This is a genomic window from Deinococcus taeanensis, from assembly GCF_020229735.1.
Lineage (GTDB): Bacteria > Deinococcota > Deinococci > Deinococcales > Deinococcaceae > Deinococcus > Deinococcus taeanensis.
This window is the reverse complement of record NZ_CP083456.1, coordinates 257,692-283,086: the sequence shown is the minus strand read 5'-3', so window position 1 is coordinate 283,086 and position 25,395 is coordinate 257,692. Positions and strand designations below refer to the sequence as shown.

General features: G+C 64.7%; 16 protein-coding genes, 1 tRNA gene and 3 pseudogenes. 13 read left to right on the top strand and 7 right to left on the bottom strand.

Annotation, left to right across the window (positions count from 1 at the left end; all coding sequences use genetic code 11):
- The first annotated feature begins 427 nt into the window (after positions 1-427).
- The 4 genes from LAJ19_RS15015 to LAJ19_RS15000 all read left to right on the top strand — a co-directional run bounded on the left by LAJ19_RS15015 (position 428) and on the right by LAJ19_RS15000 (position 2,687).
- A complete protein-coding gene (locus LAJ19_RS15015; RefSeq protein WP_225475745.1) occupies positions 428-715 on the top strand; it encodes a transposase in 288 nt (95 codons plus the stop codon).
- A gap of 89 nt (positions 716-804) precedes the next feature.
- Positions 805-1,569: an integrase core domain-containing protein gene (locus tag LAJ19_RS15010; RefSeq protein ID WP_225475746.1), complete on the top strand. Its 765-nt coding sequence runs from the start codon at positions 805-807 to the stop codon at positions 1,567-1,569.
- A complete protein-coding gene (locus tag LAJ19_RS15005; protein ID WP_225523321.1) occupies positions 1,550-1,972 on the top strand; it encodes a hypothetical protein in 423 nt (140 codons plus the stop codon). The genes LAJ19_RS15010 and LAJ19_RS15005 overlap by 20 nt, the downstream gene beginning before the upstream one ends.
- Positions 1,973-2,315: 343 nt before the next feature.
- Positions 2,316-2,687 (top strand): hypothetical protein, encoded by a 372-nt coding sequence (locus LAJ19_RS15000; protein ID WP_225523320.1) that lies wholly within the window; start codon positions 2,316-2,318, stop codon positions 2,685-2,687.
- Between the two features lie 46 nt (positions 2,688-2,733).
- Here LAJ19_RS15000 and LAJ19_RS14995 read toward each other — a convergent pair.
- Positions 2,734-3,533: pseudogene (locus tag LAJ19_RS14995) on the bottom strand (transposase).
- Between the two features lie 91 nt (positions 3,534-3,624).
- A complete protein-coding gene (locus tag LAJ19_RS14990) occupies positions 3,625-5,523 on the bottom strand; it encodes an AfsR/SARP family transcriptional regulator (protein WP_225523319.1) in 1,899 nt (632 codons plus the stop codon).
- 473 nt (positions 5,524-5,996) lie between these two features.
- On the opposite strand from LAJ19_RS14990, the gene LAJ19_RS14985 reads away from it, so the two are divergent.
- From LAJ19_RS14985 to LAJ19_RS14975, 3 genes are all read left to right on the top strand, one after another.
- A complete protein-coding gene (locus LAJ19_RS14985) occupies positions 5,997-8,342 on the top strand; it encodes a hypothetical protein (protein ID WP_225523318.1) in 2,346 nt (781 codons plus the stop codon).
- A 177-nt stretch (positions 8,343-8,519) separates the two neighbouring features.
- Positions 8,520-11,759 (top strand): hypothetical protein, encoded by a 3,240-nt coding sequence (locus LAJ19_RS14980; protein WP_225523317.1) that lies wholly within the window; start codon positions 8,520-8,522, stop codon positions 11,757-11,759.
- Positions 11,760-11,821: 62 nt separating this feature from the next.
- Positions 11,822-13,426 carry a caspase family protein gene (locus LAJ19_RS14975; protein ID WP_225523316.1) on the top strand — a complete coding sequence of 535 codons (1,605 nt, stop codon included), beginning with the start codon at positions 11,822-11,824 and terminating at the stop codon, positions 13,424-13,426.
- A gap of 1,105 nt (positions 13,427-14,531) precedes the next feature.
- Here the strand turns inward: LAJ19_RS14975 and LAJ19_RS14970 are convergent.
- Positions 14,532-15,626: an alkene reductase gene (locus LAJ19_RS14970; protein WP_225523315.1), complete on the bottom strand. Its 1,095-nt coding sequence runs from the start codon at positions 15,624-15,626 to the stop codon at positions 14,532-14,534.
- 408 nt (positions 15,627-16,034) lie between these two features.
- On the opposite strand from LAJ19_RS14970, the pseudogene LAJ19_RS21715 reads away from it, so the two are divergent.
- Positions 16,035-16,247, top strand: a pseudogene (locus LAJ19_RS21715) (SDR family NAD(P)-dependent oxidoreductase); the annotation flags it as partial.
- 211 nt (positions 16,248-16,458) lie between these two features.
- Here the strand turns inward: LAJ19_RS21715 and LAJ19_RS14960 are convergent.
- Positions 16,459-17,280 (bottom strand): SDR family NAD(P)-dependent oxidoreductase, encoded by an 822-nt coding sequence (locus LAJ19_RS14960; RefSeq protein WP_225523314.1) that lies wholly within the window; start codon positions 17,278-17,280, stop codon positions 16,459-16,461.
- Positions 17,281-17,342: 62 nt separating this feature from the next.
- On the opposite strand from LAJ19_RS14960, the gene LAJ19_RS14955 reads away from it, so the two are divergent.
- The 4 genes and pseudogenes from LAJ19_RS14955 (at position 17,343) to LAJ19_RS14940 (ending at position 21,415) form a co-directional block, all read left to right on the top strand.
- On the top strand, positions 17,343-17,486 hold the full coding sequence (locus tag LAJ19_RS14955; protein WP_225523313.1) for a hypothetical protein: 144 nt from the start codon (positions 17,343-17,345) through the stop codon (positions 17,484-17,486).
- Between the two features lie 337 nt (positions 17,487-17,823).
- Positions 17,824-18,967: pseudogene (locus LAJ19_RS14950) on the top strand (IS3 family transposase).
- Positions 18,968-19,155: 188 nt separating this feature from the next.
- Entirely contained in the window at positions 19,156-19,494 is a 339-nt protein-coding gene (locus LAJ19_RS14945) for a macro domain-containing protein (protein WP_225523312.1), read from the top strand.
- The gene (locus LAJ19_RS14940; protein ID WP_225523311.1) at positions 19,478-21,415 is read left to right on the top strand and encodes a hypothetical protein; all 1,938 of its coding nucleotides are present in this window, start codon (positions 19,478-19,480) and stop codon (positions 21,413-21,415) included. Before LAJ19_RS14945 ends, LAJ19_RS14940 begins: the two co-directional genes overlap by 17 nt.
- 16 nt (positions 21,416-21,431) lie before the next feature.
- Here LAJ19_RS14940 and LAJ19_RS14935 read toward each other — a convergent pair whose 3' ends face one another.
- Complete coding sequence (locus tag LAJ19_RS14935; RefSeq protein ID WP_225523310.1) at positions 21,432-21,758, bottom strand: barstar family protein; 327 nt, start codon at positions 21,756-21,758, stop codon at positions 21,432-21,434.
- A gap of 287 nt (positions 21,759-22,045) precedes the next feature.
- Here LAJ19_RS14935 and LAJ19_RS14930 point away from each other — a divergent pair, with 287 nt between their 5' ends.
- Positions 22,046-22,960 (top strand): DUF6183 family protein, encoded by a 915-nt coding sequence (locus LAJ19_RS14930; protein ID WP_225523309.1) that lies wholly within the window; start codon positions 22,046-22,048, stop codon positions 22,958-22,960.
- A gap of 171 nt (positions 22,961-23,131) precedes the next feature.
- On the opposite strand, the gene LAJ19_RS14925 is transcribed toward LAJ19_RS14930, so the two are convergent.
- Together LAJ19_RS14925 and LAJ19_RS14920 are read right to left on the bottom strand one after the other, a co-directional pair.
- Positions 23,132-23,244: transfer RNA gene (locus LAJ19_RS14925), tRNA-Arg, on the bottom strand.
- The gene (locus tag LAJ19_RS14920) at positions 23,232-25,190 is read right to left on the bottom strand and encodes a hypothetical protein (protein ID WP_225523308.1); all 1,959 of its coding nucleotides are present in this window, start codon (positions 25,188-25,190) and stop codon (positions 23,232-23,234) included. The genes LAJ19_RS14925 and LAJ19_RS14920 overlap by 13 nt, the downstream gene beginning before the upstream one ends.
- Between the last annotated feature and the right edge of the window lie 205 nt (positions 25,191-25,395).

Here is a 25,395-nt window from a genome sequence, read left to right as displayed (position 1 = left end):
CTGTTCAGCTGGGTGCGAACGGCCAGTTGACCCTCAGGGGGCCGGGGGTGGAGGGCGTCACCAGGGCGACGCCATGGTAGGGCAGGAACATCGTACTGGCGCGGCTCTGCAAGTCGATGTGTGGCCCTGAGGTGGCTTCCTCGCCCCGGCCCAGCCGGGCGGGCCTGCCGGCGCGGAGACCGGGGCCTCCGGTCCTGGCCAAGGAGGCCTGAGCGGCCTGCGGGGTCGGGAACCGGTTCACCCTTCTCCCAAGTCCACATCCGAAGCGCGGCCGGCGTACCCTCAGGCGCATGACGCCCCTGGTGTATTCCCTGACCTCGGATTCCTTCCCACAGACGGGCATCATCCATGTGCCCGGTAGTGCTCCAAGGATGACTTTCAGCACCTGACCCTCTCGATGCGAGGGACGAGCACACTGGAGATCATCATGGGGAAACAGCGAAAAACCTGGAGCACCGACGTCAAAGAAGCCATCGTCCTCAGCGTGCTGCGGGGCGAACTCGGAGTCGCGGAGGCAGCCCGTCAGCATGGAGCCAACGAGAGCCTGATCCACACCTGGAAAACACAGTTTCTGGAGGCGGGCCGTGCCCGCCTCTCTGGTGACCGACCAGACCAGGGCGTGACCATCCTGGAACGGGAGAATGACCGTCTCAAACGCATCGTGGCCGAAAAGGAACTGGAGCTCGATATTGCGCGAAAAGTGCGACGGCTCTGACGCTGGACGAGCTGATCGTTCTCTGGCAGAGCCGGCCGCACCTCAGCCTGCGGCGTTTTGCCCAGTACGCCAGCGTGCCGTACTGGCGGATGCGGGACCATCAGCACAGCGCGCCCGCGCGCTGTGCCAAGCAGCAGCACCGTGACGCACTGTACGAGAAGGTACGCCAGGCGGCGTTGCAGCATCCAACGTCTGGATACCGGCTGCTGTATCAGGAACTCAAAGCTCAGGGCGAAGAGATTGGCCTGCACAAGATCCGTGTCGCACTCGGCGAATTGCACCTTCACCCACCGCTGCCTCGAAAGACCCGGAAACCTTCCCCGAAGGTTTCCGCACCACAAGACTGGCCGGAAGGTCGACGGGTGCAGATTGACGCGACACGGCTGTCGCTGCCCGACGGGGTCTGTTGGATTTACTTCGTGCTGGACGTTACCTCGCGGGTGGTGCTGGCCAGCCGGGTGGTACGGAGCCTGTCGATGCACCTCGCCAAACTGACGCTCGACGAGGCGGTCGCCGTGCTGCGTGCTCAGGGCCACCACAAGCGCATCCTGGTCCAGAGTGATGGAGGCAGTGATTTCACCAGTGACCTCTTTCAACAGGGCTGTTTGATGTACGGCAACTGGGTGCGCTGCAAAGTGTCTCAGCCGGGAGGAACCGGTATCCTCGAACGCCTCAACCGGACCTACAAATACCAGTTCGCCTTCCGCCAGGACTGGCAGTCCATGGCCGATGTCCGGGCCGCCATGCCGGACTTTCACCGCTGGTACAACCACGAGCGCCGTCATTCGGCGCTCGGCTACGCCACGCCTTGGTCTACACTCACCTTATCGGCGAATGCTCGCAACGCCGCTTGAAGTCAAACCTGGAGCATTACCAGTCCCACCCGGTGAAGCCTCCATTCAACTGCCGGAAGTTGCCCGGCACCTGTCAGAGCGTTCACGCTACGAGCCTGGCGGTCTGGTGTGCATTGAACGTCGGGGCCGACCGTGGCGCCTCGCCTGGATACACAGCGCGGATTCAACGACGGTGACAACCGTCAACGGGTACGTCTACGACCGTTCATCAGGCCGGAGACTCATCCCGGCCGAAGCGACTTCCGACAGAGCCTGTCCACTGACGAAGGATCGGCTGGATTACCTTATGGTGCTGGAAGCGCAAAAGCGGGTAGAAAAACTCAAGCCTGCGCATCTGCCTGAAGATCATGTCAGGAAATTCGCGCCAATTGCGCGGGCTTATCTGCAGCTCATGGACACTTAAAGTGCGTCACACAAGCGTGCCAGAGCAGGGGTTCGCTGGTTCCGTAGAGTGGGATGTCCAGCGATGCGGAGGAGGCAGAGGTCAACCCCGCGCAACAAATGAAAGGTTGAGGTCAGCTGCTTCAGAATAGGCGGATCTCTCCAGGCATTTTCTTCGTAAGGCCCGAAGAAGGCACGCGGCTCTACCTTCACCAGAAGCAAGAAAGAAAACTCCCTCACAGAGGGAGTTTTCTTTGGTGTTCGCACAGGGACTCGAACCCCTGGCCTTCCGATTTCCCAGGGGGTGTCGGCCAAGGGTGACCAGCCTATGAGGTGCCGTGAGAACATGCCCTATGGAGCCTTGGATGGTCATGGAGATTGAGCGCCTGACAGCCAGATTTGGCACGGTGCCACCACCCTGGATCGTTGCTCCAGACGAACACCCCTACAGTGCGTACTGGCGTATGGGTGGTGGAGAGAGTCACATCATGGTGTGGGGTGCCTGGTGGGATACGCAGGCATTGGATGAGGCTGCTCGGATCACCTACTTTCGGCAGTTCCCTCCACAACCGAGGTGGCTTGATTGGATGGTGGAGGCGATCTGGGATCTTCCTTTCCCCGATGGCGAGGAGGACGATGGGCTGTTGGATCGGACGCCCTACTTTGCTCAAGCCGAGGCCCTTGGGTTTGGCAGCCACCAGGACTATGAACGAGACTTGGAAGACCCCAGGCCCTAACAAGTCCATGACCTTTGCCGGTACGCCGTAGAGGGGCCCAAGACCCCTATGCAAACAGGGGCTTCGCGTTGTTGCAAAGCAGAACCCAGGCCGCGGGGACGTGGAAGCCCACCCGGGTTGAGGGCAAGCGTTCCAGGTCACGTTCCACGCGTCTGACGCGCGACAACCACGCCGGTGAGCGCTCCACGACCGGGCGCTTGGGGACCACAATGAATCCTTTGGTCGCTTCAGGCCGCTGAACCACACTCAATTCGGTCCCTGCTCGCGTGGCGTCCAGGGCAGGCCCCGTCCCGGTCTATCCCTGAACGGCGGAGGCAACCTGAACCGTTACACCAGTGGTTTCTTGGACCGCCGTGCACAGGTCTTTGATCTGCGCACGGTCTTGCTCATGGGCGGGCGTGGTGAGTTCCGCGAGGACACGGCCCAGCGTGTCCACGGCCAGAGGCACTGTGCTGCCCTTGCGCTTCTTGGCACCATCGAAACCGGCACGGTGTCTGCTCTCTGGTGTGCTGTGCACGGCGCGACTGTCGATGATGATCGCGCTTGGCCGCCCGCGCCGGCCCTTCTCCATGCGGAACAGGATTCGCAGATCACTGCGCCGCACTCTGAACGCACGCCGTGACAAACCAGCGGTGCGCCCGTTGGCGCTTCGTCTCAGGCGGTGGGCAGTTATGGGGCAGGTACGCCCTCTGCGCGCCAGTGCGCGCGACCTCCAGCCAGGCGTTCAGGACGTCTCCGGATGGAAGAATTCCGTTGCCTCGCGTCCTCGGGACCCAGCCGCAGACACGGGAGTCGAAACAAGGACGTGTGGTCATCCACGGCACTGGGGCAGCCTCGGCGCTTCACCGACTCCTTCTGCTCTGTTCAACGTTTCTGCCTCACACTTCAATTCTGTTCGGGGCAGCCTCCAGTCCGCTGAAAGATTCTCTTTGCACCGTTAACGCAGGTGGGTATAGAGCGCCTCCAACCGCGGAGGAAATTCCCCCACCTCAAGCACAAACTGCTCCTGAATCTCTTTAAGCAGATGCTGAGCAGCTGCCAGTCCCTCCAGGTGAAAGCTCGCATCAACGACGACTTCCACCAGGGTGTCGTTGTACGGGTCTACCTCCCGCAGGCGCTGGGCGAGTGCCAGGCACTTGGCATGCTCCCCGAGAATGATCCAGCGGTCCAACAGAGCCATTCCTGCATTCACAATGCAGGACTCGACTTCACGCCGGACTTGCTGAGCCCATGAAGTACTGGCCATCGGAAGAAAAGGTCCACCATACGTCTGAAGCGCGTGCTCGACCGCCGTCACGGTCCCCTCCAGCTCATCCTTGATGGCCTGAACGTCCCAGTGCACGCGGAGGCCATCGCTCTCGAGGGAATACGTTTGGGTGACCGGATCGTAAGGCAGAGCCAACCCCGGCAGGCTCTTTTCCAGTGCACGTTTGATCTGGTGGAAGTTGTTGGCCGCGTCTCTTGGTCGGACCTCGGGCCAGAGGTCATTCAGCAATTGTTCCCGAGCAACTGAGCGATGTTGCATCAGGTAAGCCAGAACCTCGATGCCTCGGCGCAGCCTGAGACGCACTGGCTGACCCTCCAGGCAGATGGTGCCCTGGCCCAAGGTGATCAGCTGAACTCCCAAAGGCGCACACCCACCCAGGGAACGCCAATCGTCACGCAGCACCCTGGAGTAGGCGTCCGGCTGATCCATGAGCAACCGCTGGACATGCGGAAGATCACGGAGTTCCACGACAAGTGGAGCGCCACTGCCCAGCAGATGTCGTCCATCAATGGCGACACGAAGGGCCACTTGTACCGCCTCCGTTTCTCCTACCCGGGCGTACGCCTCCGCTTCATGCAGCGTGACCCAGGCGGCTTCCCGGTGTAGGCCCATCTCCACGAACTCATCAGCGATGCCCCGAAGCTCCGAGGCCGCAGCCTCATCTCCTGAAAGTCCGTGGAGCACGGCGGCGCGCCATCTCCAGAACACGGCCTTGCGGGGCTCCCCAGTGTGCTTGGCGGCCCGGTGAAGCGCCGCCGTCGCTTCATCCAGTTCGCCGAGCGAGGCCAACACTGCGCAGGCGCCCAGTTCGCTGAAGAATGCGCTATCGACCTCAGCACGTTCATTCGCGAGGCGCGCCGCTTCCTGATAGTGCTCAAGCGCTTCATGCCACTGCCCCTGCGCACGGCGAAGCACGCCATAGGTGTAGGCCAGGATCGGTGCCATGACGGGCAGGTCCTGTCGCCACCGCTGTGCTTCCTGCAGGTCCCCTTCAGCCTGTTCGTACCGTCCGGCATACACCAGCGACAAGCCTCGGGTGACCAACGCCTGAGCACGCTTGATGCTGTGGCTGCTGTCTACCGCGACATCAAAGTAGTGGGTGGCGCGCACATCGAAGCCAGCGAGGGCTTCCGCCCACCCTATGGCCAGCGCTACGGCAGCGCGAAGAACTTCCGGCTGGCCTTGCGCCAGGGCCCAGGCGCGCTCCAGCGCGTGCCTGGCCTTCTCAAGTTGACCACACGCGGCATACAGCATCCCCGACTCCCGCTCGGCAAGAGCGCCGTCAAACGCGCTGAGGTCCTTCCACGGAAGGTCCTGCAGATGGGCACGCGCCGCCTCGAACTCACCCAGGTGCCGATACGTCGTGGCAAGCTCAATGGCCGCACTCAGGCAGCCCCGGGCCCAGGCACGCGCCAGGAGATCCTTGGCGCTCAGCAGATCGCCTTGCGCAAAGAGGCAATACCCCGCCCAGCGGTCATCTGACGGTGTTGGGGTCTGAAAATCAGCGTACAGCTGCAGCCCACGTTTGTACTGGCCTTCGAGGATCGCCTGCAGGATTGGGTGACCCATACTGCCCCCGTTCCATTACTGTACATTTTTCCACTCTCGGGAACGATGGTGGAAACGCCTACGACACCTGTAGTCCAAGTTGCAATGCGTTTGCTAAGCGGGCGATCTTTACTGTCCTCTTATTCAAAGAGGAGGAAATACGTCATGAAAGCACCCCGCAATCGATTGATGGCAGCTTTGTTCAGCCTTTTCCTTCTGGGCAGTGCGCTGGCTGATCCAGGCACCGTCGGGGGTGGGGGCCTCAAGATCACCATTCCTCCGTCAGCCCCAGCCACAAGCGGGTGGTAAGCAAGGCAACTCCAGCTCGCCCCAGGTCGAGCCAGGCCAAGACCTCAGGACCCCTCATGAAGCGTGCGTCCCCAACTGCCCCTGCGTCCTGAAGCCCCGGCGTCGAGTACTTTCGCCCGTCCGCACTGCCGTCGGTCAGCGACGACACCCGTTCATGCGGTCATGACCGCTTTCTGGAGGTCCTTATGGCAGCCATCGCAGCAGGTCCCACCATGGCCGGAGGAACCCAACCCATCGTCAAAGATGGCTATGAACTGATTTACTACCCTGACGTTCACAACGATGCCCTGCAGCGTGAGGGGAAGGCACCTGTCTTCTATTACATGCCCAATTTCGTGCACATTGCCCGCAAGAACGGTCGCGAGGACGGCGACTTCATGTTCAACCTGATCCGTTTCTCCGGGGTGCAGGACCAGGAAACCACCGTGGGCGCGGAAGAGCACCGTGAGGTTGCCGGTGGAGTCGTGACGTTCACGGTCAACTCCGCGCCGCCCGATCACGTCCTCCGCGAATCGCAGGAACAGATCACTGCTCAGTTCAGGGCGTCTCAGGACTTCTTCTGGGGCATCCGGACCAATGTGCCTCCCGTCTTCCGCCCCGTCCCGATCGTCTCGAATATTACGGCGGTCTCCAACGTCTCCCCCCTCGCGGACGGCACCGTCCCTGTGCCTGCGCCAGCAGCCCCAACCCGTGGACATGGCCTGAGCGGAGGCATCACGCGCGGAACGATGCCCACCCAACAAACCCTGCCGCGCACCTGGCCCGCGACGAAAGATGCGTCAGGCGGCGAGCTCGGCCCCTGGTTCTGGCGATTACAAGGCCAAGGCAGCGGCTCCATCGACCCCATGGGTCAGAACGCATACTCCGCCCTTCTGGGCGCGTATCCGACCGCCATTCTCTGGCAGGCTTTTCACGGCACGTCCAGCCCTATCGTCGTCATGCAGAACCTCAAGATCAAGATGTGGGCGCCCATGGTTGAGATCCGCATCCGGGGCAGGTGGAAGAAAGTCTTCGACCACTTCTCGGCCGCGGTTCACGCCCACTACCTGTGGGCCTCGGCCGACATCAAGGCCGAGTTCAACAACATGCGCACCAATGGCGATATTGAAGTGGAGATTGCTGTCGACCCCACCATTCCTGGGGCGGGTGACATTCAGGCCATGATCGACAAACGAACCGACCTGGTGTTCGAGAAGTTCATGGCGGAAGCCCAGAAAGTCATCTTTGAGCCCCCACAACCGCAGGTCCCCCCGGCCGAAGCCTCCTCGGGCGGGGGCCCCTGGGGGGTCGGGGTGGCACTCAAATACCGTCACGACAACACCGAACTGGAGCTGAACTATCACGAGCGCCGGGAGATGGCGTTCCTGCAGGAAACCACCATCTCAAGTTCCCTCGAAGGCATGGCGGACGAGATCAAGCGTGATCCGAACGCGGAAAAGAAGTATTTCCTGACGGCTGACCTCGACGGCTGGCCCCGCAAGCTGGGCCGGGTGTTTAAAGCCGTGGTCAACTGGACCTCGCAACCCGTGGCGTTTGTCTCGTGCCAGGTCGGCTACCCGAACCAGCAGGGCGAGATCATGTGGAGTGGCCACGCCTTCCAGAAAAGCGATTCTGCCGACGCGAGCTGGTCTGTCGGGTTCTCGATGAAGGAACTGACCGACGTGACTCGCCCCCCACAGGACTGGGCGCCGGACAAGACGTTCATCAGACGCCGCATTCACCTGACCGAGCCCCCTACGCCACAGGAGTCCCCGTTCACGCGCACCCAGGTGGAAGTCAATACCATCGAGCTCGATCCGGAACCCAACGGCACGCCGATGAATGACGTGACGATTGAGGTTCGCGCCGACTCTGCCGGCACGATTAACGTTGGCCCCATCACCTTGGGTGTGCAGCTCGAAGACACCAAGCAGGTCGTGGAGGTCACGTTGGAGCCCACGGACGCGCGCGGTCAACCGCTGAACAAGGAGCCCGTAAAATTCGCCTGGCATTTCGCAGACCAGGACACCCCGCGGTACTGGCAGGTGTTCACGGGCGACAAGAACGTGCGGCCCTTCTTCCGTTACCGCGTGCGGGTCATCGTCAAGGGCAGCCTCACCAGCCGCGGCATGGAGTGGGAAAGCGTTTGGCAGAACACCTCTGGCAACGGGGACTTCACGGTTCGCGTGCCGCTTCCAGATGACCCTGACGTGGCCGTGAAACGTGAGCTGCCCTCTTTCCTCACCTCGGGCGCGGCGCCCCAGGTGTCGGCTGGCACGGGCAGCACTGTGTCCTCCCCGCCCCCTGGTTCAATGGTTCCACCCTCCTCGCGCGACCTCCCGGCTGCCGGCGCCCTGGACGTGGGTGGATGGGCCCTGGGTCCTCAGGGTGAGCAGCGTGACACCCCTGAAATGAACCTGGACGCCCCTCCACCCTCCGGCAGGAGGCGGGATGACGTCTCCCGCACCCAGGCCGGAACGAAACCGCTCAAAGCACGGGGCAATGGCCATGCCACAGACGACGCTGACACCCCGTTCTCCGGGTGGCATTGAGCCTCGGCCGGCGGTTACCTCGGCGCTTTGGCAGACGGGCGCTCCCAAAGCAGGAATGAATTCGGAGGCAGAATGAAATCCGTCCAGCATGCGGCAAAGCAGTCAGGCGTTCACGCTGCCGGCCCCCCTCCTGGGTTGAGGGGTCCAGCTGCCTGGCGCCGTGATCAGGACTGGTGGGTGCTTGACGGTTCAGTGGTGCCCGGCGTGCGCGCCAGTGGACGGAACGTCGTCCAGGTGTTGCCGGCGGTGCCTCCAGTGATGCCGGACTCGGCCGGACGACCCGCAGCGCTGCTGCAACTGCGCTTGAGCCGCCTGCCTTCGCTGAATGAGGCGTCGGTCGCGCCACTAATGACCGGCGGTCAGTTGACGGTCACCCTTGGGCTTTCGCTGGATGGGGCAGTCACGAGTGAAGGGGATCTCGAGCGACATCCGCTCTTCTGCACGTCGGCGACGTTCCAGTGTGGCGGCGTCACTGCCGCCGGGACGGGGGTCACCGCCCGCGCCACCCTGTCCGTTCCGCTCGACCCCACGCAGGCTTTCAAGGTGCTGGGCATTCTCCGCGGCGCAGCCCCCAGGGTCACCGCTCTGCCTCTGAACATTGCAGTGACCTATCCCGTGACGTCAGCGCCCCACCGGGTCACGATTTCGGGCGCTTCCGAATCCATCTACTGGGCGCTCGTAGAGCAGCTTGACCCCTCGCAGGACGGACGCCGCTTCAACCTGGAGGCTCTTGAGGCGGCGGTCCGGACGTTGGCTCAGGCTGGCACGCTTCACGTGGAGGGCGGAGACAGCCGGTCCGCTCTGAAGGGGTTCCTCAGGACCCTCGCCTTTGTGCAGACCACCGGGAATGGCGAGCACCTTCTTTCCCCCACTGCACCCTCACCAACGCCCCTTCACTACGCGCAAACGGTAACCGATCAGGCCGAAGGTCATTTCGAGTACACCGTGGATCTAGGTGAAGTGCTGGCTGGCGCCTTCGCGCAGGTCTCCAGTGAAGGCCACATCCAGCTGGTGGCGTTAGGGCCGGACGGCATCTCAACGCCCGTCCCCGCCCGGGCGGTCGCGTCCGGAAGAACCCGGGCGGCGCTCCCAGACACCATGCTGCGGGTGGGCCAGGCTGCCCTGTCACCCCAGCTCGCCCTGCGGCCCCAGTCCGGCGTGGTGGCGTCGCATCTGGCCATCGCGAACGCGGCGCACCCGGGATTGATGATCAGCCCCGCCGTTCACCACACCGTGCTCGACCACGCCGTATTCGAAGCCGGAGGCGATTCGGCACCGACGGAACGCGCTCTCCCGCGCGTCCTGGACGCCGCCGCCCCGCTTTGGGCTGACCACACGAACGCCGGCAACCGCTGGTACGCCCCCGAATGTCACCTGGTGACGCCCGCTCCGACCGACGCCACTGAGACGAGCCCCTTTCTGTTTGAATTTGAGACCAGCGGCCACGACCTGATGGGTCGGCCAGGGCTGAATGCCCGGATCCGGCTGACCCTCGACGTGGGGATGGGTGAGGCCACGCGGGAGGCCTGGCAGACGGCCGGCCGGCCTGAGGCCTCTCCCGTGCCTCTGCTCGGCGAGAGCGTGCAGCTTGAACTGCCCTTTCGCGATGGGCAGGGAAACACCCGCTCGCAGGTGTTTGCCGCAGACGAACTGGTCCGGGAAGGCACACGGCTCGTCGCTGCGTTCCGGCTGATGGATGATTGGGCCCGTCTGGCGTATGGCGCGCTGTCCACGCCAGCTTTCCAGGCTCAGCCGATGCGCGTCCGGCTGAACTACCAGTTTGAGGCCTACACCCCGGTCAGCAATAAACTCGAGTGGCTCGGCTTTAACGTGGCCACCCTCGCCGTGGCCACCAACGCTCGTGAGGTCAAGGGGGCGCGTGGCCCCGTGCTTGACCTGCGCCACCGGGCCATGCACTTGCCATCAGGTGTTCTGGCCTTCGAGCCGGAGCCTGCCTCCACCACCCGAACGCGGTCCGCAAAGGGGTCTCCGGTGGCCGCGACTCACCGGCTGGTTCCCCTGGCTGGGGTTCAGGCCAGTCATGCGCTGGCGACCGTCGGCGTGAGACCTCACACCGTTGCCCTGCCGATCCGGCCGGAGTTCGCGCTGAGTCCGGCCGTGCTGGACCGCTTTCCGCGCAAGTACTCGGTGACGACCCTGGCGCGGACAATCACGCGGGAAGTTCTGGTGCCCTGCGCCACCCTGGGCGAGTTCTACCGCCAGCAGCAGGACGGCCAGACGCGGGCCATCGGGTGTCAGGACAGCTTCCGGTTGGGTCAAACCGAGTTCCGGCAGTATGAACGCCTTCCCGAGCTCAACCGGCCCACGTACACGGTCTGGCGGTCCCTGCAACGCCCGGGCCGGTTTCTGGTGGCGCCGACCTCGTTCAGCTTTACTCGCTTCGGTCCCGAAGAGGGCGACCGCGCCTACCGTCCTGCGGTGTACCTGTACAGTTCGATCGACCCGAACGAGCCCGCGAACAGCCGGTGCATGGTCATGGGCCGGCTTCAGGCCGACCTGATCCCGTTCGAGCGTGCGGCGCTCCTCGGCGCTCTGCGCACCCGGCACCGTGACCCGACTCTGGAATACCTCAATGAGATCAACGCGGACTGCGAAATTGCGTTCTCGATCCCCGCCACGTCCGGCGCGCCACTTGAGGTGAATGCCGTACGCCTGTGGGATGGCTTCCAGGTCACCATCCGGAGCGACGTCGACGGCGTTCCTCCACTGCGGGCCATGTTGGAAACAGGGGCGCTGGTCGGCACAGCACGCTTTACGTTGCCGGACGGCACCCGGATCAACACGGACCTGCACTTAGATCTGCGCCGCGTGGTCGGACCATCGGCCGGCGGCGCCGTTCAACCGGACGTCACGGATGGCCGCCTTCACCTCACCAACCGGGCAGAGCGCGCAGCCGACATTCGGCAGGTTTCGTATGGAACGCCGGATGATCCCAGCACGGTGCTTCCCATCGGCCAGCGGTTGGCGAGTGGGGCGTCGGTGAGCCTGGACATCCCCGTGGGTGCCACGGACGTGCTCTGTGATTACTCGCTGGACGACGGCCCAGCGAACCTGACCGAGATTCGGAGCTTCATCGAAGACATCCACACCAACGTGGTGTTCCTGAACCTGGCCAATATGGCCCAACACGGCCTGGACCACCTGACACTGACCGCACGCATTCAGGGACTGCCGGAAGAATACTCCGCACAGCTTGCTGAAGGCGGCACCGCCAACGTGAATCTTGTGCTGCCGCTGACCAGCTATCTGCTGCACCCGACGCTTGAGTTTCAGGTCACCAAGGTGGCCCCGGACGGAAATTCAACCCGGACCCCGTGGCTCGCCTGGCCGCTCTCCTCGCTCGGCCATGTCGTTCCTTTGAGCTGGGACCTTCTCCAGCCAGACGAGGCCCCATAGCAGGTCAGGAATGGCAGCGGCGGCCTGAGCAGCTGGGGCGTCCAGCGGACAGGCTCATTCTGGTGACGGTCATCGAATCTCTGGTTCTCAGGATTCGCTCCTGTACACCTTCAACCATCCATACCAGCCCCGAGGAGGAACACACCATGCCCAGAGGCGTCTCGCTACACATTGGTTTGAACCGCGTCGACCCGTCGGCGTATGGCGGCTGGGACGGGGCCCTCAGCGGCTGTCACAACGACGCCAGCGCCATGAAAGGCATTGCGGACCAGGCAGGGTACACCAGTACCCTCCTTCGGGACGGTGAAGCCACCGCCGACCTGGTGACCGAACAGATCGGGCTGGCCGCCACGCAACTCCAAGGCGGGGACACTTTCTTCCTGACCTACTCCGGTCACGGGGGACAGGTCCCCGATGCGAATGGCGACGAGGCGGACGGGCAGGACGAGACCTGGGTGCTGTACGACCGGATGATGATTGATGACGAACTGAATGCCTTATGGTCGCAGTTCGCAGCGGACGTACGCATTGTCATCCTGTCCGACAGTTGCCACAGCGGGACCGTCGCCAGAATGGTCCAGGCGCAGGCCGTCAAGCTGGCCATGGGCTTCAAGGAGGTCAATTCCCGGTTCCGCTTTGCGCCGCAGGACGCGACCCGCGCGTCATATGAGCGTCACCGTGGGCTGTACCGTTCGTTGCAGTGGCTGGCGGGCCGGCGGGACCTGCGGGACTGCAGTGCGTCTATCCTGCTGATTTCAGGCTGTCAGGACAACCAGCTGTCCATGGACGGCAGCGTCAATGGCCTGTTTACGGAACAGCTGCTGAAGGTTTGGAACAACGGGGCCTTCCAGGGCACCTACCGGCAATTCTGGAAAGCCATTACCGCTTTAATGCCTTCGGATCAGACGCCGAACTATTTCGTCACGGGACAGAACAATGCGACGTTCGAGTCCGAGCGCCCATTCACCATCGGCTCCGAGCTCAGCCCTCAGACGTCGGCCACCCCCAGCGTGGTGGGCCCCGTCAGTGCTCGGCGCGGTGATCCGCCACCGACCTTCACTGTAACCAAACCTGCGGACGCGTACTTTGTATTCGAGATCTCCGCCCGGCCTGAGCTCTTCGACATTGCGAATCAAGCTGCGAGCCGCACGTCTGGCAACTTCTACGCCTCCTGGGCGGACCCGTTCTTTTCAGAGCGGCCCCACGGCTCCTCGTTTCAACTCCCGGCAGCGGCCTGGGCCGCCCTTCAACCCAACGACCGCCTCTACTACCGCGTGATCACCACAACCAGTGCCACTGGATGGGACGGGATTGCCTGGTCCACTCCCGACCATTTGGGGTCGACCAGCCCGACGATGCAGGTGCTGGCACAGGCGACAAGTACGTCGCCCCAGCCGCAGCCCACAACGGATCAACCCATGCTTCGGCTCGGCTCTAAGGGGGAAGCTGTACGCCGCTTGCAGTCTCTGCTCGTGGCCCGGGGGTACGGGCTACAGGTGGACGGCGACTTCGGGCCGCGGACCGACGGGGCCGTTCGGGATTTTCAACGCGAACAAGGGCTTCAGGCGGACGGCATCGTCGGGCCGAAGACTTGGGGAGCGCTTCACCGGGGCATGGCTCCTTCGGCCTTACACTCTGCGCAGCGAGCTTCATGGCAGGCCTACTGACCTTAACTCGTCATGATGGACCGTTGAATCCGCGTTGGAAGTGCGCTCAGCACCTGACATGTTGCGGTGAATGACGTCCTGGACGCAATCTGTCATGACGGTGGGGGGACTTTGGGTCCGTGACGATCCCCAAGTGTGGCCCGCTTCCATGCTGACCCGCTCGCGACCCACCTGAAAAGCTGACCCCCTCATCGCGGCCTGGATGCACTGAAGCGGCTTGCGGAAGTGCTGACGGCCCTGACGTCCCCCTGATGCGGGTTCCAATATTGCCGACGCGCAGCACGTTCCTCAGGAAGGCCAAAACGATGGGAATGCTGCCGCCAATGGTGAGTTCAATGAAGCCAGCCGCTGCGCCCACCTGCCCGGCAGCGACGGCGCGCACACTGGCCAGGGCGTTCAGGGTCACACCTATGATCCGGCGGCTTTGGCTGGTCAGGGTCTGCACGCCACTGAAAGCCGTCAAGAGTGCCTGCACGAACGCCCCACCCGGCACGAGACTAAATTCGCTGCGCCCGCGGTGACCAACCCGAAAGCTCCGCGACAAGCCGTCTTGGAGTTCATCGAGGTTCTTTATAACCGTGCCTCGCCGACACTCAACACTCGGGGCCTTGACGCCCCTGGAGTCCGAACGCCAACCTACAGCTGCTTAACCTCAGCTACGCGCTACTGGGGCAGGCCCACTCCCATGATGTGGGCCGTAACGTGGTGTCGCACGACATGGGTGCGCTAGCGGTGACCCCTGACTTGCAGGCATGTGCTCAGGATGCCCCGGTAAAACGCGGCATTCAGACACCGCTTCCACTTCACCGGGCCTTTCAGCTCCGTGGTCCGTCCCCACGACGGCAACACCTCGGGGGCACTGCTCTTCGAAACCAGCGCTGATGTAGTCGGTGAGCTAACCACGCCACCATTCGATCCACTCTGCGGTGTCGCCGGCGGCGTAAAAATGACAAGGAGTGGCGGACAGGAATTGACCATGCCCAGGTTCAGGCCCTCTCCGATCTGCGGTTCACTACGAATCGGCGCTGAGGCGCGACCAGAGAAGGAGGGTACCGGAAAGCCGTAGGGTGGTGGCTACGCTGGCCTGTCGTGCTTGCAGTCCTCCTTACCCGTGAGTTCCCGCAGCCTGTTGTTGGAGTGTGGGGTAGGTCGTATAACCCTCGGCATTGCCGCCATACATGGTTGTTGGGTCCGGCTCGAGGAGAGGAGCATTCTCTTTGAAACGTTCTGCCAGATCAGGGTTGGCGATATAGGCCCGTGCAAAGGCCACAAGATCGGCCTGCCCTGACTCAAGGGCGCGCGTGGCAGAGTTCAGGTCGTACCCTCCCGCCGTGATCAGCGTGCCCTGGTACGCTGCCCGGACCAGAGCGGTCGGACTCTGCCCGTTCAGGCCCCCAGCAGGTCCATCCTGCGAGCCTTCCACGACGTGCAGGTATGCGAGCCCGAAGGAATTCAGTGCGGCAGCCGTGTGCCTGTATGTCTCGGCGGGGTCGGCGTCGCTCATGTCACCGAACGTTCCGCCCGGCGAGAGGCGCACACCCACCCGCTGGGCACCAATGGCCTCCGTGATGGCTTGCGTCACCTGCAACAGCAGCCTCGCACGGTTTTCAACGCTCACGCCGTACTCGTCGGTGCGCTGGTTTGTTCCGGTTTCGAGGAACTGGTTAAGGAGATAGCCGTTGGCACCGTGGATTTCCACGCCGTCGAAACCAGCTTCCACGGCGTTCTTCGCTGCCTGCCGGAAATCTTCAATGATGCCGGGGAGTTCGTGGGTTTCAAGGGCGCGGGGGGTTTCGAAATCGACCAGGCCCCCATGCGTGTAGATCTTCCCGGCCGGGCGGATGGCAGAGGGCGCGACCGGCGGCTGCCCACCGTGATACGCGGAATGTGAGATCCGGCCCACGTGCCAGAGCTGGATGAAGATGCGGCCACCCGCAGTATGAACAGCGCCCGTCACGGCTCGCCAGGCGTCTATTTGCTGCTGGGTGTGGATCCCTGGGGTGTCCGGGTAGCCCTGTGCGCCAGCGGAGACCTGGGTGGCTTCGGTGATGATCAGGCCAGCCGAGGCACGTTGCGCGTAGTACTCCGCCATCAGGGGGGTGGGGACGGTACCGTAGGCTCGGCTGCGCGTCATGGGCGCCATGACAATACGGTTGGGGAGGGTCAGTTCACCGAGTTGGACGGGTTCAAGTAGGTTCAATGGATCTCCTGTCGGCTGTTGCTCGTCCGGATGTCTCCCGGGATCATCCTGCTGCTGAGGTGATCGGTGTCGCGGCAGCTTGTTCTGGACCTTACCCGAGCAGTGCGATAAGTTTGGGAAGCGCATCACTTTGTAAAGTAAATCAAGCGCTTTCAACAACGGGAGAGGGGCTGAGGTCTTGCCAGGGTCTTGGGGCGGGGACATTCAGCCTGCCGGTTCTGGCAACTGAACGCAGCTCGGCTGGTGAGGTGTGCTGGACCGCCAGCTCTACCTCGCCGACCCGACGCAGGCGCGCTCAGCAGTAGCACAGGCCGTCACGGAGTTCGGCCCCCTAGACATCCTGATGAACAACGCCAGCGTCATGCTGCGCTGCCAGTCGCCGACGCCGGCCCCAGCGACTCGCAGCGCATGATGGAACTGAACGCGCTGGCGCTGACGCACGGCACGCAGGCGGCGGTGCAGATCATGAGGGAGCACGGTCGCGAACACATCGTCAACAGTTCTTCGGTCTCCGGTCGCAGCGCGGGCCCGACCAGCGCAGGCTGCTCAGCCAGCAAGAGGGCGGTGGGCGGCTTCAGCGAGGGGTTTTGCCAGGAGGCGCACCTGCTCAGCATCCGGGTAACGGTGATCGAGCCCGGCGTGGTTGCCACAGAGCTGACGGGTCACCTCACACACAGAGACCAAAGACCCGTACGAGGGGCGCATCAAGGAGATGACGCCGCTGGAACCAGAGGACATCGCGGCGGCCGTGGTATACGCGACCACCCAGCCCCAGGGGGTCAACGTCAACGAAATCCTGATCCGCCCGCTCGACCAGGGCCAGGCACGATAATCAACCGTGGTTAAAGGTCGTGGTGCAGCCTCCGTCTACAGTCACGATGGAGCCGGTCATGAACGAGCTGGCCGCCGAGGCCAGAAAGGCGATCACGCGGGCAATCTCGTCCACGTGCGCCTGACGGCCCAGCGGCTGGCGGGCGGCGGCAGCCTCTCGGCGGGCGTTCGCGGCGGCCTGGCCCTCGGGACCGAGCCTTGCCCGGCCGCCGCCCATGTCGGTGTCGACGTAGCCGGGACAGACGGCGTTCACCCGCACGCCGCGCAGACCGTAATCCACCGCAAGCTGCCGGGTCAGGGCCACCACCCCACCCTTCGAGGCGCAGTAGGCCGGGGCGCCCGGGGCACCCACCAGCCCATAGGTCGAGGCGACATTGACGATGGCGCCGCCCTGCGCCATCAGATGGGGCAGGGCATATTTCGCGCACAGGAAGGAGCCGCGCAGGTTCACGGCCATGACCTGGTCCCAGGTCTCGAGGTCGAGTTCGTGCAGCAGACTGGCCCCGCCGGAGATCCCTGCATTGTTCACGAGAATGTCCAAGCCGCCGCAATGGGCGACCGCTGCCTCCACCGTGGTCCGCACCTGTGTGGCGTCAGCCACGTCGCACTCCAGGAAGATCGCCTCGCCGCCCAGACCGCGCACCAGGCCGGCGCTCTCCTCGCCCCCAGCCACGTTCGTGTCGGCCACGACCACCCGTGCGCCCGCCACCGCCAGTTCCAGAACTGTCGCCCGGCCGATGCCCGACGATCCTCCAGTCACGAGGGCCACCCGGCCTTCCAGGGAAGCGGCGGCGGCAGGAGCGGCTCTGCGTTGGTCTGTCATGGTGCCTCCACCCTACACGGCGCCGTTCTCCTCGTCCTTTACGCCACCCAGAGGTGATCCCTATGACCCGTCCTGTCCTCGCCATTCACGGCGGCTGCGGCGCCATCCTTCGCGCTGACCTCACCCCCGAGGTGGACCTCGCCGCCCGCAGCGCCCCGCCGGCTTCACCCCGCTGCACCCCGACAAGTCCAGGCAACGGCCCATGAAGGAGGCACCGTGACGACCCGATACGACGACATTGCCGAGTGGTACAACGACCACATACAGAGCATCGAACCCTCCGAAGCCCTGATCGTGCCGGTACTCCTGAGCATGACTGGAACCGTGCGCGGGCTCCACGTGTGTGACCTGGCCTGTCGGCAGGGTCACATCGCCCGCCACCTGGATCCGGCCATCGGACAAACCCTCCAACTGGGTCTGCTGCGAGAGGAAACACCTGCCCGGACCACGTCTACTGGGTTCTCAAAACGTACTGACGACCGGACTGGAGTTCAGTCGATTTTGCACAGGTGGAGTTAAGCCTCGATCATCGGAGGCACGACCATGACCCCCCGCAGAATCTTCAATACCGAATTCAAGCGAGAAGCCATCCACCTCACCCAGCGACCAGGCATGACGGTCACCCAAGCGGCCCGAGATCTGGGCATTGGCATCTCCACGTTGCAACGCTGGCTTCGAGAAGCCGGGCAACAGGGCGACGCTGCATTCCCCGGCCTTGGACGTCAGAACTTGACCCCGGATCAAGAAGAGATTCGACGCCTCCGGAAAGAAGTGGAAATCCTTCGTGAGGAACGGGAAATCCTGAAAAAAGCCACGGTCTTCTTCGCCAAGCAAAGTCGCTGAGATTCGTGTTCGTCGACCGACATCTCAGTGAGTTTCGTCTGGAGACCATGTGCCGAGTGTTGGAGGTCACTGCCAGTGGTTTCCACACCTGGCGAAGAAGGCCACCTTCGGCGCGGCGCGTCCAGGACGTGGTGCTGACGTCGCAGATCCGTGCGGTCTTCCAGGAACACCACGGACGGTATGGCGCCCCCAGAATTCAGGCCACCCTCCGGGGTGCCGGGACCGTATGGAGCGAGAAACGTGTTTCTCGCCTGATGCGCGCTCAAGGGCTGGCGGGCAAGACCCGCCGGCGGTTCACCAAGACCACGGTGTGTGATCCTGGGCAGCCGGTGGCCGCCACTCTGCTGGCGCGCGATTTTAAACCAGAGAAGCCCAATCAGGTGTGGTCATCGGACCTGACGTCCATTCCCACCAAGGAAGGCTGGCTCGACTTGGCGGTGACGTTGGACCTGTACGCCCGGTGTGTCGTGGGCTGGGCGATGGACGCCACCATGCCCGCTGAATTGCCGCTCCGAGCGCTTGAGATGGCCACCCTCACACGCAACCCCGGCCCGGGGTTGCTGCATCACAGTGACCACGGGAGCCAATAGACCAGCGGTCTGTTCCAGACCGCGCTCACTGACCGGGGCATGGTGTGCAGCATGACTGGGATACTGCTGTCTCGGAGAGCTTTTTTGAGACCCTGAATCGCGAGTTGGTGGACGACCAGGTGTACGACACGCGGGAGCAGGCCAGACGGGCGATCTGCGAATATATCGAGGTGTATGACAACCGCAAAAGGCTGCATTCAACCCTGGGCGACTTGACGCCAATGGAAGCTGACCGCCAAGCTTTAGTGGCTTAACCACAAGTGTGCAGAATCGGGGGAACCCCATATCTCCATCTACGCAAAACCGAGTCACCCTCAATCAGGGCCATTGGGGCGCCGGCTTTGTCCTGGCCCTGTCCCGACGCTTTAAGGCCCCCGAGGCCGCCTACCGTGCTTGGGCGAAGGGGCAGGCCACGGGCGAGGAGTCGTTCGAACTGGGCCGCGTGCAGTTCGTGGAAGTGGAACCCACCTTCTGGGTTGCGAACCTGATCGGGCAGCACGACATCGCCCGTCAGGCGCGCTCGATCCGCGTGCCGCCAGTCCGGTACGAGGCGATGCGGGAGGGGCTCAACCGGGTGCGGGCGTTCGCTCAGGAGCATCAGGCAAGCGTGCACATGCCCCGCATCGGTGCCGGCCTCGCCGGCGGAGACTGGACGGTCATCGAGCGCATCGTGCAGGAGGAGCTGACGGACCAGGGGGTACCGGTCACGGTGTACGACCTGCCCGGACAGAACGAGGTGCGCCCCCCTGCTTTGCGAGGGCCTGATGCCGCCTCTTCCTGAGCTTGTCCGGGCGGTGCAGCATCTGATCCTGTACCGGGAGGGCGCGTCCCTCCATGAGCTGGACGTCGCCCTGGTGAATGTGCTGCAACAAACCCTGCAACTCCCGCGCGAGTTCCGCTGGCCGGATGACTTCGAGGTTCCCTCTCGTTACTCCGAGTTCCGGGCGCAGATCAGTCAGTCGTGGCCCGAACTGGGTTTTTACAACGCCCGAACCGGAGACGGGTGGAGCCTGGACCAGGCCGACGAGGTTGGGGACGCGCTGGACGATCTCGCGGACATCGCCGTGGATATGGAGCGTGCCCTTCAACTCCTGCCGGCAGATGTGCCCGGTGCCTTGTCCTATCTGCGCTTCACGGCCGTGACTCACTGGGGTGAGCATGTCCGGAGCCTCGTGCATCACCTCCGCTTCCAACCCAAGCGCCTTCCCTCTGCGGAGCAGTTGCAAGACTTGCTCGAAGCGGCCCTTCCAGGGGGCGTGCCTGACCAGCAGGGTGCCACAGGCCTGCTGGCCTTCCTTGAACGGCTCCCGACCACCATGCTGCCCTCCGTCGACGAGCAGTGGCGTCAGGTCTTTCGATTTAACTGGTACGACGCGCCTGGACCAGCCGGCTGGCACCGCGTGGGAGAGAGCTTGCAGTGGCGGTCTAACCTTCCGGCCTGGCTGGAAGGGCACCCGGACGACCTGCTGGCTGCTCCCGGCGTGGTCATGGCCCTGGCCAGCAGCGCCGACGGGTATGCGCGGGAGGCTGCCGTGCGCCTCCTCGCTGACATCGACCTCCCGGTGACCACAGCGGCCCTGTTGATCCGCGCGCTCGACTGGGTCGAACCGGTCCGTATCGTCGCCCTGGGGGCCCTGCACCGGCGGTTGAACGCACAACACGCGCTGCACTGGGCCCACTGCGCCGCCCTGACTGAACGGCTGGACCGGGCGGAACGCGGTGACGCAGACCTGGTGAGCACAGCGCGCGAACTGCTCAGGACTTCCGCAGGGCTGCAAGCGATTCAGGACACCCTTCCCAGGGCGGACCGGGACACGCGGCTCAGCCTGCTGCGCGTGATCGAGGAGTTGCCCGAACCGCTCCGGGCCACCTGGCTGGGCACCCTCGCGGGGGATTTCCATGCCCCGGTGCGTCGTCGGGTCGCACAGCTCGCTTCAGTGGATCAATTGCACGACCTGACTGCGGACCCCGACGCGGGCGTACGGGAGATGGTCCTGCGCCGCCTGATCAAGGCCACGCCAGAAAACGCCGCACCTGCGTTTCTCCTCACCGCGCTGCTCGACCCCCGAGCGGGCGTTCGAGCCCTCGCTCAGTTCGAAGCGCGTCGTCGCGGCGTGAACCTGGGAGAGGCGTACCTGGATGTGGATGAGCACCGGTTGGCGAAGTCGGCCGTGCGGGGTTGGGCAGCTGGTGTCCGCGAACTGGGACTGACGGCCGCAGAGGCAAGGCTCGAAACCTTGCTGGAACATCCGAACGCGCGGGTCCGGGTCGAGGTTCTCCGTGCGCTCGGGACTCTGGCACCCCACCGGCACGTCGAACAGCTCGAGAACAGGCTGCTGGGTTCGAGCGTTGAGGTTCGTGTGGCTGCCGTTGCCCTGCGCGCGGCGAACCTGCTGACGGCCGAGCGGCTGAGCGCCCTGTGGTCCCGGACAGCGACAGACCGGCAGCGGCAGAGACTCGTCGGGCTGGCCGCCGATCTCCCCCGCTTCGAAGCAGTGGCATTGCTGCTCAGATGGCGCGCAGGAACTTCCATCGAAGTGCGGACCTGGCTGGACGAGCGGTTGACGACCGTGCTGGAAGGGTACGGGGTGCGGTATTACACCCGGCCAGGTGAACCTCAGCGGACGAGCCTGGAGCAGGCGGCGCAGGCGGGAGGGCTGAGTGAACGGCTGATGCGGCTCCTCGGCGAGCTGCTCGGGTAATGCCCCAGAGCCTGGCTCAGCATGGAACCAGACTCAGCCGGGGTCGTCTGCCCTGAGCAAGGAAGCGTTCGTTCACCGCCGCGACACCGCTGAGCAGATTTTGGACCACTTCAGGCGCAATGGCGGCCAGCACTTCGAAGTCGGGCAGCAGCACGTGCAGCATCTCATCGGGGTTGAGGACGAAGTTTCGCATCCCATCGTTCTCGTCCAGGTACGTCAGGCAGTCAATCCAGGCGCTGAGGTTGCTCCCATAAAAGTCTGGAAAGCCGAAAGCCCGGGCACTCTCCTCGTGGAACTCGTCCAGCGACCGAATGCGCCTGGTGTCCAACGTGATCTCGGCCACGCGCCCAGCATAAGCTCCCCTTCGTAGGTTCGGCCGTGCAGCGGGGGCACAGTACGATGTCCGCACGCCATGGGCATCGTCAACGACTTCCGTCCGCTCCTGAAGCGGGCGCAGAAACAGAACAACTTCGCCGAAGCGTACGAGGCCGTCTGGGCGTTGGTCAGGGACGGCACCCCTGACGATGCGAAGGCCCTGCTCAACGACTGGGCACAGGTCAACCCCTCCGATCCGCGTGCGGGCTGGCACACCCGCCTCACCCAGTACCTCGCGGCTGCCCCCGGGAGGACATGGCGCACGCCCTGCTTGAACACCTCGTCCAGCAGCCCCACAGCGAGCACACACAGCGCCGCGCCGCAGAAATGCTGGCGCTGGGCCAGCCGCGCGCCCGCGTCCGCGGCTGGCTGGAAGCGTCCCTGCCAGACCCCAGGGCCATCCGGATGATCGGGTACCTGGCCCACACCCTGGTGATTCAGGGCTGGCGGGCAGACGACACCGAGCTGAGCCTCAGGCTTCAGCAGGCGCTGGAAGCGGCCCGTCACCCCCTGGCGGCCCTCCCCCTCTCCCTGACCGACCTAGAACTGAACCTCCCCCTGCCGCAGTACGGCTACGTCCTGGGCAAGTTTGGTGGGGAGTCGCGGCCGGGCGTCACGACGCCGGTGGTGACGCCCGACATGGCGCTGCCTTCCCGGGACGAGGCCTGGCCGGCGTTCCAGCGGGCCGACGATGAGGTGGTTGTCGAAGCCCTCGGTGCGCCCTTTCACCTGTGGCAACAGGAGTCGAATGCCAGCCTCGAAACGCGGGCCTTCCGGTTGGACGCGCCCCTGTCCCGGTTGGACGCTTCGTTGGTGGGTCGCCTGCCGGTCGCTTCGGTCGCCTCACCAGCGACCACCCGGGTGGCCACCAGCAGCGGCCGGGAGGTGTTCGTTGAGCTGTTCGCGGCGGGCCTGTCTGGCGGCGCCTACGGGGGAGCGGTCTACGCAGCGACGGCGCGCTGGCTGGCTTGGCGCGCCATGGGAGGCCTGACTGGCGTCTCCATCAACGAGGGGCGGGAAGCGGTACTGGCGGCCGTCAACGACAGCCGGTTCTACTGGTACTACGACCCGGAAAGCCGGTTCTACGAGGAAGTGTTCGATTTTGCGGCGGCGTGCCTCCGGCCTGGGGGCCGCACCCTGGTCCTCCTGGCCGCAAGCGACACAGACTGAAACCTTAAGGAAGGTAAGTAGGGGTGCATAGTCGAAGTTCTGCATTCACGCAACAGATCCAAGCGTGGAAAGTCCCAGCACTCTCTCCGTAAGGCACGAACAAGGCGCACCGCCCTCATCACATCAGCAACATATAGAAAAAACTCCCTCTGGGAGGGAGTCTTCTGTGGTGTGCCCGAAGGGATTCGAACCCCTGGCCTTCTGATCCGTAGTCAGACGCCCGGTGAAAGAGCTATGCGGACCGCGCTGCGCATCCATGGTCATGAAGCCTTTAGGCCAGGGCATTGAGGACCGCGGTCAGATCGCGGTGCAGTTCACCTGTGCGGACGTAATGGCGGTACGGATCAGGGAAGGTGGCCTGCAGCCATCCTGGGCCGCGCGCCGTGAGGGGCGCTTGCAGGTGCGGCACGTTCAGCGCGGTGAACAGGCGGGCGAGCGCGGCGGCATACCCTTCTGGCGTGCGGGGGTCCTCCGGCGCCAGGAACATCTTTTTTGGTGGCGTTCCCGCCCGGGTCACGCGGCGGTAGATGTCCAGCGCGTGACGCGCGGCCCGCACCTGCGCGCCGCTCAGGTTGCCGGGCGGTTGGTGCACGGCGCGGCTGACCGCGCGGCGGTGCGCGGGCGGCACCAGGCTCGACAGGCCGCGTCCCCAACCGGCCTGCAGTTCGTTCCGGTCTGCGGCCAGTGGGTCTTCGGGAAGGGCAGGCGTTTCCTTGAGCCGGCGCCCTGGTGTCAGGGGCTCGGCGCCCTTCCTGGCCTTCTTGGGCGTGGGGGCCGGGGCCGGCTTCGTGCTGGGCTTTGCTGAAGCCGCGGCGCGCTGAACCTGAGCGGGCTCGGCGCGGCGGGAGCCGTTCAGGGCGCGGCCAATCAGTTCCGGTTCCGGAATGGGCTGTCCGTCGCGGTAGCGCTGCCAGAGCCCGTCGAGCGTCGCGAGGCTGGTCGCCTGCCGCCGGTGGTGCAGCAGTTCCCGGGCGCGCTCCAGGCGTTTCTCGCGGCCCACGAGCAGCGCCACGTAGGTCAGGAAGTGCCGCGGGGTGCGCGGCACGCCCGGTTCGGCCTGCCCGGGCAGCACCTGCAGGGTCTGACGCAGCGCGGCGTAATCGTCCGCGCGCAACGCGCCGGTGTTGATGCCGGCCTCCACGCGTCGCCACTGCTCGGCGCCGAAGACTGCTTTGAGGCCCCACAGCCACACGCGCGCGTCCTGCACGTGCGGGTCGTCCCGGACATCCAGGAGTTCCAGGCCGCTGCCCGGCTCGATCACGCGTTGCACCCGCGCCGGGCGTACGGTGGCCACGAGTCGTTTGGGCGGCCCGAGCTCACGCAGGCGTTCGAGCACCTGGGGGTCGCGCGCCAGGGTCTGCAGCAGGGTCAGGTCCTCAAGGCGGAAGGGGCGGCGGCCCCGGACGGTTTCCTGCAGGAAGTCCCGGGTATCGTCCGGCAGGTTCAGATCGTCCTGAATGGCCGCCCAGTGCCCGACGAGGTTGGTCAGGCGGCTGGTGCGCAGGTACTCCTCCCATTCGGTGTGATCCATGCGGTTGCCGGCGCCGGCGCGCGGCCGGCGTGCCGGACGCGGCCGCGCGAGTTCCGGCGTGGCCGTCGCCTGAAACGCGGCGGGCGCCGGCGTGAATGCGCTGCGCGCCGGCTCCTCGCTGCGGGCGCGCGTCAGGACCCGCAGTTCGGTCAGCAGCGCCAGCGGGAGGGGTTTCTCGGCGTCCTGCAGCCGCTGGAGTTTCTCCCGCAACGCCGCACTCAGGCCTCCCCCGCCCGCCATGGCGGGCAGGACCCAGTCGAGTCCCTGGGCGCGCAGGTAGTCGCGCCAGTTTCCGGCCGACGCGAGCAGATCGGCCTGCGTCTGCGTCTGGGTGCGGCGGACGTGTGCGCCCACCTGCTCGGTAAGGTGCGTGCCCACCTGCCGGCCGCGTTCTTCACCCAGCACCCGCGCGAACACGCAGGAACTTCCGATCGGCCCGATGCGTTCACCGCTCAGGGAGGTGACCTGGAACTCGTAGCGCAGGTGGTGGCCGGAGCCTGGGGGGCACAGCAGGCACTTCAGCTGCGCCTGCCGCGCGCCGTGATCCATGACGTGCAGGCCCGTGAACAGGTCGAACGCGAGCGGCGCCTCGCGGCCGGGGACAAGCAGCGTGGCGTGCGTGAGCCCCTGGGCACTGAGCTGCTGATGGACGTGCTCCAGGGTGGCACGCGCGGGGGGAACATGGGCAAGCAGGTACATGAGGTAAGAGGGAACCAGCTTTCAGGAGGTGCGCCCGGGCCAGAAGTGGACACAGGCGGCAGAAGGAAGGACGTGGGCGAATCCGCCGGGCGACTGAAACCGGAGCCGGTCACCGGGCGGCGGAAGTTTCAGGGTACGACATCACCGGGGGTGCCGTCACGGCCTGGGATCCTTTGCGCGCCTGGAGCCTGGATGGGCGACGGCA